Raw genomic sequence first — 16,030 nt, forward strand, 5'->3', positions numbered from 1 at the left:
AGCTTATTTCCCTTTATCTTTTTTACTTTTGGCAGTAACTTCTGTTTTGTGACGACTTGTAATATCAAGTATTGAAGATTTCAGAATTTTGATTCGTATATTTTCAGCTATTTCAAGATCTACCGTGTTGTCAGCATCGTTAATCTTACTTACCACTCCGAAGATTCCACTATTAGTTACCACCTCTTCTCCTTTCTTAACGCTACCAACTACAGCCTCTTTCTCACGACGACGTTTATCTTGTGGTCTAATTAGAAAAAAATAGAATACAACGAAGATTAATACCATCGGTACAAGGCTTGTTAATATTGATTGAGTAGATGATGGTTCAGCTACTGGAGCTACTTCTTCAGTTTCTGTTATTGATATTGTATCGTTGTTATCTGCGTAGGCATTTTCTATAAACATATATATCTCCTGACGTATTATGTAAAAGTAGTTGTATTAATTTATTGTATACTCTTCTGCTTTGAAGAATTGTTTTTTGACAATGAGGGACTCGCGTACTCTAAAAAAGCTTGTACACTTGCAATATAAGACTGTTATCATTTTATTTCAATAAATATTTTTCGGGCGAAACCTATAGCTTTCAGACGTTCGCACACTTTTTCAAACACCGCTTTTGGTAAAATATTTAGTGTAGAAATTTCAATATATCTATTATCTTTTAACTCAAGAGAAAAAGATGGTGACTGAAATCTTGGTCCGTCAATTTCCCTAGCAATTTTTATAAAATTACCTATTATATGACTGTTACAATAATCGTATGAATTAATCATTCTTTTTGCTAATCTATTAATATATGTATCACTTCTTGTTGTATAGGTAAGTGCAAGAGCAATACTCAGCATCAACCTTTGACGATGACTAAAAGGAATATCTGAAGCTAAAATAAATTCAACAATAAAATTAGAGCGAAGAGTTTTATCGATATTTTTATTATATTGTGCAAGCATTATGACCAAAGTAATTATACTAATTGTTGTTGTATCTGGTTGAATTAAGATAGGCTTAATGACTTCTGTATAATTTTTGATATTATAAGTAGTTTCATCAAAATTTACTAATGTCTTGATTCTTTCATAAATAATATCTTTCTCCTGTTCTTCTTTAGGGAGACAAGCAAATCTAACACCTTCTTTTAAACCATAATTTGAAATTATTACCTTTTCAGGTAAAAAGACATTCAGCATAGATTTTGCCACCAAAATTGCGTTAGAATGAATTCTTGATTTATATTGTGTTCTCATACTATGAGCATGAGCCAATTTTTCGAGATATAGTTCAAATTCTCTACGATTTATTTCAAGGTTATGTAAGTTCTTAAGAGGATAATGAACAAACTCCATATAAGAACGTCCAATTAGCCTTAAAGCTCCTCCTATTAAGTATAAGTTTGGACAATGATACCCTTGTTGACATTGTTGTATACCCGAATGATTTGAGTATACCTCTCCAAACTCTTTGTTGATCATTTGGCTAATTATATTAATATCGTCAAAATGATTATTAGTGATTAAGCTAGTGCCTAAAGGTAGAGACTTTAAGATTCCCACTTTTTTGTCTTTGATTTGGGCAAGTTCAAGGCTACCTCCACCTAGGTCTGCTGCTATGCCACAAGCATCATTGATACCAGAAATTAATCCGGCAGCTGTAAGATAGGCCTCGCGATTACCAGAAATAATTTCAATATTAATATTGAATTTTCTTTTAACTATTTCTCTAAATTCTTCAGCTCTTGGATGCCCTCTAAGTACAGCAGTAGCAACGCATTTAACATCTGTTACTGATAACCTATCAAAAATATGTACAAAATATTGTAGTGACAGATATACTTGATGCTTTACTTCTAGGTCATCTAGATTAAGTAAATTGATAATATCACTTTTAAATTTATCATTGAAAATTTCTGGAGCTCCAAGTCTATCACATTCATAAACTACAGCTCTTATGGCATTATAGCCAATATCAATAATGGCTGAACGCATAGAGTTTTATCTTATTTCTTACTTAAAAAATTAATCTTCTTTAGTAGTAGAATCTGTATCGTCTTGTTCCTCATCTACATTATTTTTATTAGGATCATAAGGTTTTTGAGTTGGAACAAATGTAGGCGGTAATAACCTATTTGTAAAGAACTTATCCTCATAATACTTAATTTTTAAAGATTTAATAGGTGGAAAAGATTCAATTAAAACGATTTGTTCATCTTTTGGTAATTGAATTACTTCTTGAGGCAAAAGCAGAGCCCTGGAAACTTGTGATACATTCTGCGTTCTTGTTGAAATATTAAGATCAAAAAATAGTGGTTTACTATAAGATCGTTGTTCAACTGTTTTATTACCAACTAGCTGAGATATTAAGTTAGCTGTTTCATAGTTATTAGCTGCAAAAGTAATACGATATGTAGAATTTGACAAGAACGAGTTCATTCCAGCATCCTCATAAGTTCCTTTGAGCTGTTGAGTATCTTGTATAATCAAGAATAGGCGAACTCTATATCCCCTGAAAAATGCGATACCAGCCTTAAATGTATCCATTTTGCCTAAAGTAGGGAATTCATCAAGCAGGAACATAACCCCATAAGGTTCTTCTTTTAAATCAGGCATTTTGCGGCTTAAAAATTCCGTAGCTTGTTGGTAAAAAACCTGCATCAATTTTTGTAAACGCTGTATATTATCCGGAGTTAAACCAACATAAACTGAGGTTTTAATCTTCTTAAACTCAAGTATATTAAAGTCAGATGATGCAGTAGCTGAGTCGATTAGCGGGTTTGCCCATAATTCTAAAGAAGAGTTCATTGTAGAGATAACACCTGAACGCTCTTTATCTGCTTTTTGTAGAAATGCAGCAATATTCATATAGGCCACAGGATGTATTACCTTGCCTAAAGTATCTAGAACTACTGCCAAGTTGTACACCACGTCATCACTACGCATTGTCCTGACCACTTCGCCAAAGGATTTAGTTTTTGTCGGATCAGCAATTAAGTATAGTACCACACCAAGAAATAAACTACGTGCTTCATTATTCCAAAAATCTTTTTCAGGCATAATCAGATTTGAGATTTTTTGTACGTCATCCACCATTTGACCTGGTTTGGTACTTACCCAGTCTATAGGATTGTAACAATGAGTTATCCCATCAGGATTGGAAGGTTCCCAAACAAATACTCGTTGTCCTTGTTTCTGTCGCCAGCCACTTGTAAGACCATGATTTTCTAGCTTAATGTCATGTACTATAATAGAGTGTTCCCAAAATAATAAATTAGGAATTACAAATCCTACACCCTTACCTGAACCGGTTGGGGCAAAAAGCAAAGCGTGCTGAAATCCATCAGCAACAAAATATCCTCCGCTATTGGTGCCAAGCAACATACCATGCTTTGAACGTAGACCGGCTCTATCTACATCAGCTTCAGTAGCCCAACTAGCATCTCCATAAACTTTTTCCGGTTGAATAAAAAATTGTAAATTCTTTATTCTTTTAAAATTTTTCCAGTAAAATATGATAACTGTAATTGTCGGTATAGTAAGGGATAATATTAACTTAACTTTTAAGTAGTTATATGCTTGAAAAGTTAATTGCGACCATACACTAATTAGCCAATAAGTCCACTTATAAGCTATATCTATGGCTGTTAAGTCAACATTTATAGCTCTAATCTCGTTAGTAGTAAATGCAACTAGCACTCCACTAATCCATATCGTACAAAATACTACCAAAGGGTGTATTATAAAATGACCTAAGAGGTTACGGGTAATGTTTACTATTTTCTCCAATCCCATCATTAGTCTTGCCTATTCTTACTATAGTATATTTCTGAGACATATCTCTTCCCACCACTACCACGTTTTAATTGTATCACAATATCGACGACCGCTAATATATATTTTTTCACTTCTTCTGGTGGCATGCCTAAACTAGCTTGCATAACCATTAGCTTAAGTTGTTCTATAGCCATTGCTGGTGCATCAGCATGTAAAGTAGATATAGAGCCAGGATGGCCTGTATTAATTGCTCGTAAGAAACTAAATGCCTCAGCTCCTCTAAGTTCACCTACAATAATTCTGTCAGGTCTTAGACGTAAACATGCTTCAATTAAATCCTGAGTAGTAACTTTTGCACGACCTTGCCCCCCTTTTGAAGCAAGGAGATGTAATTTATTAGGGTGATTTGCTAAGATTACCTCCCTAGCATCTTCAACAGTAATTAATCGCTCGCTATTTGGAATTTCTGCTAAAGCAGCGTTAGTAAAGGTTGTTTTACCAGTTGATGTACCACCACTAATAATAATATTTTTTTTAGAAATTACAGCATGTCGAATAAATTCTTTTATTTTATTTTCTTTTAAATAATTATTTAAGATTTTTGCATTCTCGTCAATTAATTCTCCAGTAGATGTTGAATCAAAAGCTCCCAGCTTGGCATATTGATCTAGTGTAAGGTTCATTGTACTACCTTTCCTGATAGCATATCCGACATGACCTGGTTCACAAGCAGGAGGAAATACTATTTGGATACGATAGCCATTTGGTAGGGATGCAGAGAGTAAAGGTTTCTCCTCAGAAATTGTCTGATCAGTTGACTGAGCTACAAGCCTACCAAGCGATATAAGATGTTCAAAATCAAGTTCAGGTACTGATTTACAAAACAAATCTCCTTTCTTCTCAACCCATACTTCTCCTGGTTTATTTACCATGATCTCATTGACACCATCTTCTGCGAACAGTTCTTTAAATGGTAATAGAAAAGTCTCTAATGCAGCAAAATTATCACTCATTTTATCAATCTTGATTTTCTCAGTACAGATTGAGGAAATTTATAATCTTTATTGACATAAATTTTAATTACCGTACCTTGATCTATGGTAATAGTTGGTCTAAATTCATGTTGCTGAATCATACCTTTCATAGTATCACTGATATCAGTAAAAGCTTTTTTTGAAGCTGTTTGTGCCTGGGTTGGAGTGCTAGCAGTTGCAGTGCTAGTTAGCAAACTAGCTGCTGCATTAGTTACTGCAGTCATTAATGCAACAATCCTTTGACCAGGCTGTGATCCAGTTGGATTTTGTGCAGTATTACAAGCCTGCATCATGGAAATATAGGCTGCTGAGGTCTTGTCGGGAATGGCGTTCATGACACTAGAACATATCTGTGAAATTTTAACATCCTCAGTACCAGGACCATTATTAATACTTTGTGCTAAACTTTGTATATTAGCAGCAACAGCAGCATTAGCGGCAGCAGCTTGTGAATTAACTGGGGGAGCTACCACTTTGTCAAGGGCATTGGCAAGTCCAATATTAAATGCCGATAATAATACAGCATTGGTTAATCGTTCTTTATATTTATTATCTACTCTTCCTTGCTCACCTTTCCTTCCAAGATTATCAACAGCTATAGCATCTAAGGTAATGGTATAACCGTTTGATAGATCAATACGATTCCATATTATTGCAATTCGACCATACGCTCCATCAATACCAGTTGTATAAGCACCAAAAATCTTTGATCCTTTAGGAATTAAAATAATCTTTTCCCTTTCAGAAAATACATCTCTGCTAATTATTGCCCTTACTTCCCCACCTAAGTCAGTATTAATAGCAGTCTCTAGTACCGCTTCAATTATCTTACCACGACCAAGAACAAATGCCATATCTCCACGATCTTGAAAATTTGCTTCTTCGGCAATTTGACTTGGTGTTTTTTTCTCTGGAACTCCTGCAATTAATACTATAGAAGATTTTCTCTTTGCTTCACGGCGTTTCTTTTCCTCGTCACTTTCAGCTATTCCTCCAGGAAGGGGTGATGATACAACGGAAGGAAGAGAAGCTTTATCAGCACTTTTGTCAGCATTATTATCTACTGAAGTAGTAGGTAAAGGAAGCTTTGGCACATCAGCAACTTTAGGGGGAGGAGGAGGTGGTGGTGGAGGTGGTGGAGGCTCCACAGGTGTTTCGAGTTTAGGTGCTTCTGGTAATTTTGGAATCTCTGGTAGATTTTTAGAATTATCTTGTGTCGGTTTAGTAATATCAGTAGGTGCTGATGGAGCTACCACCTCAGCTGGTTTATTATCAGCAATAAAAAGTTTAAAAAAAATAAATATAAAGACAGCAGAAATAACAAGTAGAATCAGAATGCTTTGCTTAGGATTAGTGGCAACTTTTGATAGCTCATTTTGAACTTCTGGTATGTCTTGTTCCTCTGCACTCTGTGTACTGATTTGAGAAGAGGTATTATTTTGCTTTGCCATAGTAAATTAATATCATTATTACGCGAATTTGGGATAAGAATTAATTAATTCTTATCCCGAATTGAGGTATTATTGTGAAGTACTAAACCTTTTTTTAGGATAATAAAACCTAACTACATATACCAAGTCTTTTTCACGACCTTCTTCCAATTCTTTGGATACAACATCGAATTGGTAAGTCCTTTTATTAGTTATGATAGTCATATTTGTTCTAATGTTTTTTTCCAATGGCTTAATGAATAATCTATTTGCCAACGGGGTCATTTTCCAAGCATAGGATTCTCCTAGAACAATATTTTGTATCTCCTCATTTTTGGCAAATTCTATACTTGACTGAAAACCAAAATGCAGAACTAATAAATAAACTTCATTAGGATTATGTATATAAGTTTTAATTCTGTTATCAGTAGTTATGGCTAGATCATCTACATCATTATCTATATGCATATTACCTGCACAAGCGTTGGCAATAACCGAATGTAATAATATTGCCGCTACGAAAAGAAGTCTAGCTATTATCATCATCTACCCTATAATCATTAACTTGAAAACCTACTGGGTTAATATCTCGATCTGCATCTGTTAATTCCATTGGAATATATGCGTAACTTACCACAGCTATTTTATTGAAAACCGTTTTATTGCCTGTTGTTTCATTAATAGAGAACCTAACCATATATTTATTTTTTTCTACTCCTGACCAAGATTTAATTACCAAAAAAGTTGTGTTGTTTTGACCATATATTAAAACTGGATTTACATCTTTATTTTGTATATATCCTAGATAGTTATAATATACTGGACTTGAAGATAATAATCTAACGCTTTTCCTTGCTTCAGTATCAAAATCAACAGGATTATATGTTTCTCTAGCTATGAGGTATTTTTTAATAAAATACCTTGAAAGTGCCTCGTCACCGTTTAGTATCTCCGAAGATATTGGATTTACAATCGTTGCCATCCCCGTACTATCATCAATTTGGATAACAAAAGGGCTAAACTCTCTTGAATTTACCACTATAGTTACTGCTGCTATGGATGCCATTATAAGTATTATTAGTAATATAGATAATACCAACAAGATATTACGTTGTACAATTAACCTATCAGATCTTTCCTCATACCAATTCCTAGTAGCTTTAACAAAGTTGTTAGACTGAACACTTTGATCCTCTACCGCATCAGAAGGTGATTTTAGTATATTTAATATATTAGCTAACTTAAACATTGTACATCCCCACTACTTGTAAAACCTAAGACAAGTTAGTGAATAAATTAATTCAAACATTATAATCATAACTTATTTCATAACAAAAACATTGACAATATAATTCATCAATTCTCAATATTTTTGCAGTATACACTAATTTCGAGCTACACTAATAGGTTATTTGTCATAATTCAAAAATATTACTTAACCTTAATTCGATATAAGAATTAATAATTCTTATATCGAACTGGCTTTGTTATACTCGGTGAACTTCAAGAATTGGCGTTCCCGCGACCAAAGATCGAAGCTGCTCACGTACTAATGTACGCTACGCCGCTCGACTTTGACACTCCTAGCTCTTCTTGAAGTTATACTATCGTCTACCAACTCTTCATTTACGAACAGTATATAAGGAAAAATGCACTCTTGAAGCGGTTCTGCAAGTGCATTTTAACTTTTTTCATCATTCAATAATGTGATTTTAATTATTAAAATCACATTATTGAATGGAGTGTTACTTACGGCCACTACCAAAGGAATAAATTAATTTACCTATTAAGGATTCAATATTAACTGCTGACTGGGTGTATTTTATCTGATCACCTCCAGCCAAATTTTCTTCAGATGAACCGGGAGTTACGGATATGTATCTACTACCAAGTATTCCACTTGTGACTATTGCTATACTAGTGTCTTTAGGTAACTTTATATCATTATTGATGCTAAGGGTTAATAAAGCAAAAAAGCTAGTTTTATCTAGAGTTATGTTAGTTACTGATCCGATTTTTATACCAGCTAACATCACGCTACTGCCTTGAACTATCCCTTCCGCATTCTGAAAGTTTGCCTTAACTATATACCCAGATTCAACTTTTGATGAGTTACCAATTTTATAAGCAAAAACAAAAAAGGCTAAAGCAACTAGTATTACTATAAAGCCAACTAAAGTTTCTATAACATTCTGTTTCATTATTTTGATTTATCTAAAGGTTTCCAGCTACTATATTTAGCTTCAGTTGTACTATTTTTTATTAGGTTATGAGATAAGCTAGTGCCAGTGATATTAGGGAGATAATTTTGTTGCCAGTCAAATTTATTATTGTTAGTTGGCACTTCATTAGTCATATAATGCAACCAAGCATGCCACATAGGAGGAACTTTCGATGCTTCCACTTTACCTTTATAAACCACTTGTCTTCTAGCTTGACCTAAATAATTCTGCTTTTTACTTTGATAATATTTGTTACCAAATTGATCTTTTCCAATTTCCTTAGAGAAAATAGATATAAAAAAATTATCTATGAATGACATTTAAGTATTTTTATAGCAGTTTCTTTTCCTTGCACAGCTAGCCTATCAGCCATTTCATTACCTTCATTATTATTGTGACCTTTAACCCAATTCCAAATAATATAGTGTTTACTTAACTCTTCGTACAATTTTTTCCATAAATCAACATTCTTGACTGGATCATTGTTGTTTTTATGCCAGTTATTTTTTATCCATGTGTTAATCCACTGTGTTATTCCAAGCTGTAAATACTTACTATCTGTGTAAAGTTCTACATAGCATGATTTTTTAAGAACTTTTAATGCTTCAATTACTGCTGTCATTTCCATGCGATTATTAGTGGTATATAGTTCATGACCAAATATACTCTTCTGCTTTAAAGAAAAGCTATCACGAAACTTCGTAGAGTTCTCACATATATCTAACTCGTTTAACTTTTTTTTGTTATACCAATTTTTTAAAGCATTTGGGTCTAGCTCTACACTATCTCCATGAAACTGTAATAATGCCCCCCAGCCACCTGGTCCAGGATTACCTGAACAAGCTCCATCAGTGTATATGGTAACCTTAGGCAAAGTAGCTTGACTCTTTGAAATATTTGGCTCTTGCAGATTCATTATAATTTAACCTAAGTTCGATGTAAAACATTGTCCATCCCTACGTCTTCGATGGCACATACCAAATTATGTAGTTAATTCAGGAGGATTGGGTGCTAGGAGCGATGGAGCGATGCCTATAGATAATAGGCGAGCGATCGAAGACGACGTCACCAAATTCTCATCAATTGACTATACCTCTAAATAACGCCAAAGTCTGTCTGTACCTTTGCTAATACCAATTCTAGGAGTACTACCTACATCAATAATACAAAAAGACTTATTACTAGTTACATCTTGACCATTTTGGGTTTTATTAATTCCAAGAGTACGACATAATTTACCAGGTCCATCAAGTAAAACTTGTAAAGGACTATATTGATACACCCCCCTAATTAATACAGCAGCTGGAAATCCCTGTTTTTCTGTTACTATATTTAAACAATAATACATACCATAAATCAAATATACATATGCATAACCTGCAGAACCATACATAATCTTTGTACGGGGCGTTATACCCTTTGCTGCATGACAAGCAGGATCATCTTCTCCAACATAAGCTTCTGTTTCAATAATTCGTGCTTCTATATTACCAAAGCACAAAACCTTTCCAAGTAACTCTTGTGAGACAATAAGCGTATCTCTTTCATAAAATGTTTTTGGAAGTATTTTAAACATCTTAGTGGTTTAATAAAATATGATATAATTGTATTGATGCACTATAATTCACTATTACATCATTTCACAGCTTTTTCTTGACAAATATTAAAGGTAAGATATTTTGTACTTAGGTTTGTATATTATAGAAAAATATTTGAGATTATTACATATATGTCAAAAGCTAAAACAGCGTCTAAAAATAACCCAACCTCTAGAGAACAGGCAAAGGAGTATTTTCATAATGGACAAAAAATTAGACCTGTAAAACTTATATCCGGTAAATCTTCTTTTTTGGCAGCAGAATATGATGTATCAGGAGATTTGGTACTTGGATCTGATGGCAAGGCATTACCTTGGGACAGAACAAAAATTTAGCCTAAATATTAAGTTTTCAAACAAGTTTGTTGACCTTACATGTAAAAAGGTATATAAGCTACCTATCATTAATATGGTTTGGGGATGTAGCTCAGGGGTAGAGCATCTGCCTTGCACGCAGAGGGTCGGGGGTTCGATTCCCTTCGTCTCCACCAATACTTATGCCACTTCCAAGGTTTTCTAACTTTTGCTAAAAATTTCATATGTAACTTCTCAGACAAATTTCCTGAAATTTGACCTACAAAAAAATCTATTTTTAACCCTGTTACAAATTTTCTCTATTACCCGACGGGAAAAATATGGATTTACAATACCAAGTTAATGAACCCTAATAATAGAGTGTAATGGCTTGAATAACTAATAATTTTATGTCTATCGTGGTTCTGAAATTGTCCACTACGCCCCGTCACTGTGGTACAAGTCGTCGTTTTTTCAAAGATATCGAACGGAAAACGTAGAGAGGTCTCAAGTTTTTTGCCCCTCAGTTTAAGGTTCTGAAATACGAAATTTATCATTTTGCGTTTTTGAGGGCTTTCAGAACCTTTAAAAGTTTCATAGGCTTCAGATGCTAGAGTTATTAGCGTTGTAGCGGTATCAGTAAATTTATCGTCTGCTTCATCATAAGTTTTCAGTAAACGAGCAATTTCATATTGGCGATCTTTTAATTGTTGTTTTTTTCTTTGAAATTCTTCTGTGCTAAGTTCTCCATTGAGTCGCAAATCTATTAATGAATTTAATCTATTCTCATTTTCGGTATGTTCTTTCTTTAACATAGAGGTTGCTTGGTCATGCTCAGTTTTTTTTAGCTCATTAGTGTTTCTTAGGTATGCAAGGGGCTCTTTTAGCATTTCCGGGTCTCTCTTAACCTATTCTTTTAAAAACCTCTTCTATTTGCTTTAAAACCTCATCTTCCCTTATATACTCAATTAACCTGAAGAGTTGCAGAAATGGTTAACGGTAATAGTTTGGAAATTATCGTTTATTAAGGTACGTAACCTATCTTTATAATCGGCGATGTTGCTGAAAAATTTGTTTATTGCTTCCGAAAATTGTTCAAAATTATGATAAAATTTATTATTAGTTGTAATACTGTGCATAAACTTCCATAATCTCTCAATTGGGTTAAGATTTGGACTATATGGTGGCAAAAATACTAGCTCTATTTTACTATTTACTAGGTATCCTTTAACTTTCTTGGATTTGTGGTAACTAGCATTGTCACAGATTAAATATATTCTTTCCTTGTCACTATTCTCCTCTTCCAATCTCTGTAGAAAATTAACTATCTGCTCCCCATTTATTTTGGGGTTCTCTGTCCTTACTAACTGTAAATCAGCTAGATTAATAGCACCAATCATGTGCTTTCTTCTCCAGCCACTGAATGTTGGTAAGGTCTTATCTTGCTTCTTTCTTATCCAACCGCACCTTGCCCTTGCTTGATACTGAGGATGAACACCATCCATAAAATATATGGCTTCCTTATCTCTGAGATTCCCTTTTAGTAAACTGTAGTTTAACTTAAATAATTCTTGCTTGTTAAAATCCAGCTTAGCCGGTACTATTTTCGGCTTCTTGTAAACAAAACCCAATTTGTATAGTAATTTTGTTACTCCCGTTATCGTATATGTTACCCCATATTTGTTCTAAATGTGATGCATGATATCTTTAGCATAAACATAATTATTTGCTTCTAGGTGACTCGCTAATTCTTCCCTCTCACCATCACTTAATTTGCTTGTGCTACCTCCATTGTTGGTATCAAGCTTATTGGCTTTTTGATAATCAACAATATGTTTTCTTATCGATTCGTGGCTCAAGAGTAGTACCTTAGCAATCTCTACATTACTATACCCATCGTCATACATCAAAACTGCCTTAATACGATCACGTATGCGTCCGTCTCGTTCTGTCTTATGACGTTCCTTCAACTTTTCTCTTTGTTCTTCTGTCAATACATTCTTACTCATAATCTCCTAAACTCTACAATATCTCTCCTATCTTTGCAACCCTTCATTTACGAGCAGTATATATATACTACTCGTAAATGAAGAGTTGATAGACGATAGAATCAAAATCATGATAGTAGCGGGAATTACCAAGTCGAGGTGCTAGGCGTACTATAGTACGTGAGTACCGCAGATCTTGGATAATGACGACGCAATTCTTGATTTTCTATCTGAGTATATATCAGTTTAAACATTCTGACTTTATAATATATGCTGCTACGCTTGAAGGAGAGCTAGGGCTTTTAAAACCTAATTCTATTAAAATCTTCCTGCTTTCTTTCACTTGCTGCGCTGCTTTTTTCCTGTCAACTAATAGTGATGTAAGCTTATCTGCTATATTTGATTTAGTACAGTTAAACTGGATAAATTCTGGTAATATCTCTTTATTAGCAATAATATTAATCAAAGAAATATAAGGTATTTTTATTAGTAACTTTATTAATAGAAAGCTTAAGATATTTAATTTATAAGCAACAATCATTGGAGTATTACAAGCGGCAATTTCTAAGGTATTAGTGCCAGATTTTGCTAGAGCAAGGGTAGCTACAGCAAAAATCTTAAGTCTATCACTCGAGAAATGGTAGTTAAATGCTGCATCTGATAAAAATGGTTCAATTAAAGATTTATGACTAGGCTCAGCCGTGACAAATATCACTTCAAGATTAGGGAATTTTTTTGCTAGTAGATTGATTGCCGCCGTGAATACCGGAGCATGTCTTGTTATTTCACCTTTGCGGCTACCACAAGTGACACATAACACTTCTGAATAAACAGGTATTTGTAATTCTCGCTTTAATAGCTCTTTATCTTTATTATCATAAAAATACTGCTCTAATATTGGATGACCAATATACCGGCAATCTAGACCTACCTTCTGAAAGTATGGTGGTTCGAATGGCAGTAAAGCCAACAAATAATCGTAAATTTTAGCGTATTTCATAGCCCGGGAAGGTTTGTATGCCCAAACGGAGGGTGCAACAATATGAATAATCTTTAAATTGGGCCGGACTGCTCGAATCTTCTTTGCCACTCTATAAGTAAAGCCTGGCGAGTCTATGGTAATTAACAAATCTGGGGCATGCTGAATTATATCAGCAATAGTATGCTTGATTAGCTTAGTGATCTTAAAAATATGTGGTATAATTTCGACGAAACCCATAAGGTTTATTTGACTAATCGGGAAAAGGCTATGCTCTAACCCCGCTTCTTCCATCTTGCTTCCCCCTACACCAACGAACTCTAATTGTATCTCCTCCAGCTTATAGAGATCTTTTAGGCTTTGTATCAAATGACTCCCTATAAAATCTCCTGAAATTTCACCAGCAATTAGATAAATTTTAGCCATTTGACCGTTGCTTACTACATAGGCTTAAATTTTTGTCAATCACAGCAGAATGAATGCCAACACAATTAAGGATCGAATGAAATACATAGTCATGACTAATTTCAGTGCCTAAATGATTGGCTATAGAACTTACCAAATCAGGATGTTTTTCTTTAAATTCATTCGATACCCAAACTAGAAAAGGCACTGTGGTCTGTTCTGGGATCATAGGTCCACCGTGACCGTAATAACCATGTTCTCCCAAAGATTCTGCATGATCAGAAACATACATTAGGATAGCGTTACTATTTTTTAATAGACCTATTACATTATACAAAAAAAAATCTGTATATAAAATGGTATTATCGTAATCATTAATCAACCCTTCAATATCACAACTGCTCTGATCTACCTTAGTAATGGAATTACACTTAGGAGTAAATTTTTGAAATTCTTGAGGATATCTAGCAGAATATTTCCAATGACTACCAGCTGTGTGGATAACTAAAACATTTTTAGTAGTAGAATTTACAATATTATTTTCAATATGAGGTAACATTTCTCCATCGTGATCAAGCCTCTTTAATAAAATAGAACCACTGGGTATTATAGCAAATCTAACTTCATCATAAATTGTAACGGGGTTTTTACTTCTTAAGTATCCTACTATACTCTGAGTGCCAATCCAATTAGTGTTAAAACCAAGCATGGTAAAAATTGATAAAAAACTCGTTTCTTCTGTACTTTTGTCTAAGCTACTCGCAGGATGGCGAGATAGAAGAGATGGGACAGAAAGATGTGTGTGATTGGAAGCAGACTGTGCTTTAAATGAAAAAAGATTTTCAACAGAACTTAAATATGGAGTAGTGTTCCTGTGATAACCATTAATACCAAAATGATCAAATCGTGCTGATTCTCCTATTACAAGTACTACTGTAATATTTTGATCCGATTGATCAATGAAAGAAAACTTCTTACTTATATCATCACGCATTGCACTTTTTTTGCTATTTAAAGATAAATATGTATTATGTAAATATTGGATAGGAAAATAACCCTTTAGCAAATTAAACTGCGGCATAATAATATTATTAATGGTAATTAAAAGACAAATTGCCGATAGTAATTTTGTAACAAATAGTTTACTATCTAAAATAGAGAAATGCTTCATCGTATAAATACAAGTAGCTAGGCTAAAAATTAGCCAAACAATTAGCCTAATACTAGCTATCTCATATACTTCATTGAAGTCAGTAGAGAAAAAGCTACCCATCATCTCTTTTGTAGGAGAAATTTTGAAAAGATATAGATAATAGCTGGCAATTGCTCCCGTTATAAATAAAAATATTGCTCCTATTATAAAAACAAGTCGATGGATAGTTAAACCAAAAAAAATGATAAAGCAAGTAAAGCAAATATAAATAGAGTCCTTACTCAACTCCAATATTGCTTTAAAAAAAGCGACTTTGTAGTAGCTGAACTTGTAAACAATAACTGCTGAATTAAAAAGTAGAAAATAAATAAAAGAGAACACCAAAGATAGTTTGATTAGGTTACTATCTAAATGTTTTTGGATTAGTTTTAACATATAAATAACGTACTTTTGTATGATTGTAACTTAGGTATCATGATAACATCAACACTGCAAGAGTTTTTTCAACTTTTACAAGTTAATAAACCAATTATATCTGTTGATTATGGGACACGAAAAACAGGCATCGCTGTCTCAAATCAAGAACATACCATCGCTATGCCTATAAAAACTATATATGAGATAACAGAAGAAAATAAGATCAAATCAATATTAGACTTGATCACAACCTATTCTAGCTGTGGTGTTGTCGTAGGGCTGCCGATTAGTATGAATGGTCAGGCTAGTGATCAAACTGCGATTGTATTAAAATTTAGCAAAAAGCTTAGTTTAGCCATAAATCTTCCTATATATCTACAAGATGAAAGACTTACTTCCCTTGCTGCCAATAGTTTATTAAAATCGCTAGGAATCAAAAGACGAGAACGTAACCAAAAAGATAATTCAATTGCAGCAAGTATGATTTTAGAAACTACTTTAGATTCTATTAAGAAACTCCACAGCAACCTAGGTGTATCCTAGTGTAATAAAAATACATAGGCGTCATATACTGCTCGTAAATGAAGAGTTGATAGACGATAGAATCTAAATCATGATAGTAGCAGGAATTACCAAATCGAGGTGTTAGGCGTACATATTAGTACGTGAGTACCGCTAGAATCTTGGATAATGACGACACAATTCTTGATTTTCATCGAGTATATATGGGACACTACAAGA

At 33.7% G+C, this 16,030-nt stretch carries 18 protein-coding genes and 1 tRNA gene; 3 read left to right on the plus strand and 16 right to left on the minus strand.

Going from position 1 to position 16,030, the window contains the following annotated elements; all coding sequences use genetic code 11:
* Window positions 1-3: 3 nt before the first annotated feature.
* From yajC to AAGD53_RS01735, 11 genes are all read right to left on the minus strand, one after another.
* The gene (yajC, locus tag AAGD53_RS01680) at window positions 4-408 is read right to left on the minus strand and encodes a preprotein translocase subunit YajC (protein WP_341761490.1); all 405 of its coding nucleotides are present in this window, start codon (window positions 406-408) and stop codon (window positions 4-6) included.
* 137 nt (window positions 409-545) lie between these two features.
* Window positions 546-1,988, minus strand: coding sequence for a Ppx/GppA family phosphatase (locus tag AAGD53_RS01685; RefSeq protein WP_341761489.1), 1,443 nt, complete (start codon window positions 1,986-1,988; stop codon window positions 546-548).
* 30 nt (window positions 1,989-2,018) lie between these two features.
* Entirely contained in the window at window positions 2,019-3,788 is a 1,770-nt protein-coding gene (locus tag AAGD53_RS01690; RefSeq protein ID WP_341763383.1) for a type IV secretory system conjugative DNA transfer family protein, read from the minus strand.
* Window positions 3,789-3,790: 2 nt separating this feature from the next.
* Window positions 3,791-4,783, minus strand: coding sequence for a P-type DNA transfer ATPase VirB11 (gene virB11, locus AAGD53_RS01695; RefSeq protein ID WP_341748334.1), 993 nt, complete (start codon window positions 4,781-4,783; stop codon window positions 3,791-3,793).
* Window positions 4,780-6,255, minus strand: a complete 1,476-nt coding sequence (locus AAGD53_RS01700) for a TrbI/VirB10 family protein (protein WP_341763039.1) — start codon at window positions 6,253-6,255, stop codon at window positions 4,780-4,782. The genes virB11 and AAGD53_RS01700 overlap by 4 nt, the downstream gene beginning before the upstream one ends.
* A 69-nt stretch (window positions 6,256-6,324) precedes the next feature.
* Window positions 6,325-6,777: a TrbG/VirB9 family P-type conjugative transfer protein gene (locus tag AAGD53_RS01705; RefSeq protein ID WP_341751373.1), complete on the minus strand. Its 453-nt coding sequence runs from the start codon at window positions 6,775-6,777 to the stop codon at window positions 6,325-6,327.
* Window positions 6,764-7,483: a virB8 family protein gene (locus tag AAGD53_RS01710; protein WP_341763040.1), complete on the minus strand. Its 720-nt coding sequence runs from the start codon at window positions 7,481-7,483 to the stop codon at window positions 6,764-6,766. Before AAGD53_RS01710 ends, AAGD53_RS01705 begins: the two co-directional genes overlap by 14 nt.
* Before the next feature lie 496 nt (window positions 7,484-7,979).
* Complete coding sequence (mlaD, locus tag AAGD53_RS01715) at window positions 7,980-8,435, minus strand: outer membrane lipid asymmetry maintenance protein MlaD (RefSeq protein ID WP_341763041.1); 456 nt, start codon at window positions 8,433-8,435, stop codon at window positions 7,980-7,982.
* A complete protein-coding gene (locus tag AAGD53_RS01720) occupies window positions 8,435-8,776 on the minus strand; it encodes a complex I NDUFA12 subunit family protein (RefSeq protein ID WP_341763042.1) in 342 nt (113 codons plus the stop codon). The genes mlaD and AAGD53_RS01720 overlap by 1 nt, the downstream gene beginning before the upstream one ends.
* Entirely contained in the window at window positions 8,764-9,372 is a 609-nt protein-coding gene (locus AAGD53_RS01725) for a ribonuclease HI (protein WP_341763043.1), read from the minus strand. Before AAGD53_RS01725 ends, AAGD53_RS01720 begins: the two co-directional genes overlap by 13 nt.
* A 171-nt stretch (window positions 9,373-9,543) precedes the next feature.
* Window positions 9,544-10,032, minus strand: a complete 489-nt coding sequence (locus AAGD53_RS01735; protein WP_341763044.1) for a DNA-3-methyladenine glycosylase — start codon at window positions 10,030-10,032, stop codon at window positions 9,544-9,546.
* Between the two features lie 153 nt (window positions 10,033-10,185).
* Between AAGD53_RS01735 and AAGD53_RS01740 the strand changes: the two genes are divergently transcribed.
* A complete protein-coding gene (locus tag AAGD53_RS01740) occupies window positions 10,186-10,389 on the plus strand; it encodes a hypothetical protein (protein WP_341748342.1) in 204 nt (67 codons plus the stop codon).
* Between the two features lie 80 nt (window positions 10,390-10,469).
* A tRNA-Ala gene (locus AAGD53_RS01745) sits at window positions 10,470-10,544 on the plus strand.
* A 150-nt stretch (window positions 10,545-10,694) separates the two neighbouring features.
* On the opposite strand, the gene AAGD53_RS01750 is transcribed toward AAGD53_RS01745, so the two are convergent.
* The 5 genes from AAGD53_RS01750 to AAGD53_RS01770 form a co-directional block, all read right to left on the minus strand.
* A complete protein-coding gene (locus AAGD53_RS01750) occupies window positions 10,695-11,237 on the minus strand; it encodes a hypothetical protein (protein WP_341763045.1) in 543 nt (180 codons plus the stop codon).
* A 78-nt stretch (window positions 11,238-11,315) separates the two neighbouring features.
* Window positions 11,316-11,978 (minus strand): IS630 family transposase, encoded by a 663-nt coding sequence (locus AAGD53_RS01755; protein WP_341763046.1) that lies wholly within the window; start codon window positions 11,976-11,978, stop codon window positions 11,316-11,318.
* A gap of 54 nt (window positions 11,979-12,032) precedes the next feature.
* Entirely contained in the window at window positions 12,033-12,356 is a 324-nt protein-coding gene (locus AAGD53_RS01760; RefSeq protein ID WP_341756103.1) for a helix-turn-helix domain-containing protein, read from the minus strand.
* Between the two features lie 220 nt (window positions 12,357-12,576).
* The gene (gene lpxB, locus AAGD53_RS01765; protein ID WP_341763047.1) at window positions 12,577-13,740 is read right to left on the minus strand and encodes a lipid-A-disaccharide synthase; all 1,164 of its coding nucleotides are present in this window, start codon (window positions 13,738-13,740) and stop codon (window positions 12,577-12,579) included.
* Window positions 13,733-15,307, minus strand: coding sequence for a phosphoethanolamine transferase (locus AAGD53_RS01770; RefSeq protein ID WP_341763048.1), 1,575 nt, complete (start codon window positions 15,305-15,307; stop codon window positions 13,733-13,735). The genes lpxB and AAGD53_RS01770 overlap by 8 nt, the downstream gene beginning before the upstream one ends.
* A gap of 39 nt (window positions 15,308-15,346) precedes the next feature.
* Here AAGD53_RS01770 and ruvX point away from each other — a divergent pair, with 39 nt between their 5' ends.
* Window positions 15,347-15,832, plus strand: coding sequence for a Holliday junction resolvase RuvX (gene ruvX, locus AAGD53_RS01775; protein ID WP_341763049.1), 486 nt, complete (start codon window positions 15,347-15,349; stop codon window positions 15,830-15,832).
* Window positions 15,833-16,030 lie beyond the last annotated feature (198 nt).

Source organism: Candidatus Tisiphia endosymbiont of Melanophora roralis, from assembly GCF_964026575.1.
Classification (GTDB): Bacteria; Pseudomonadota; Alphaproteobacteria; order Rickettsiales; family Rickettsiaceae; genus Tisiphia.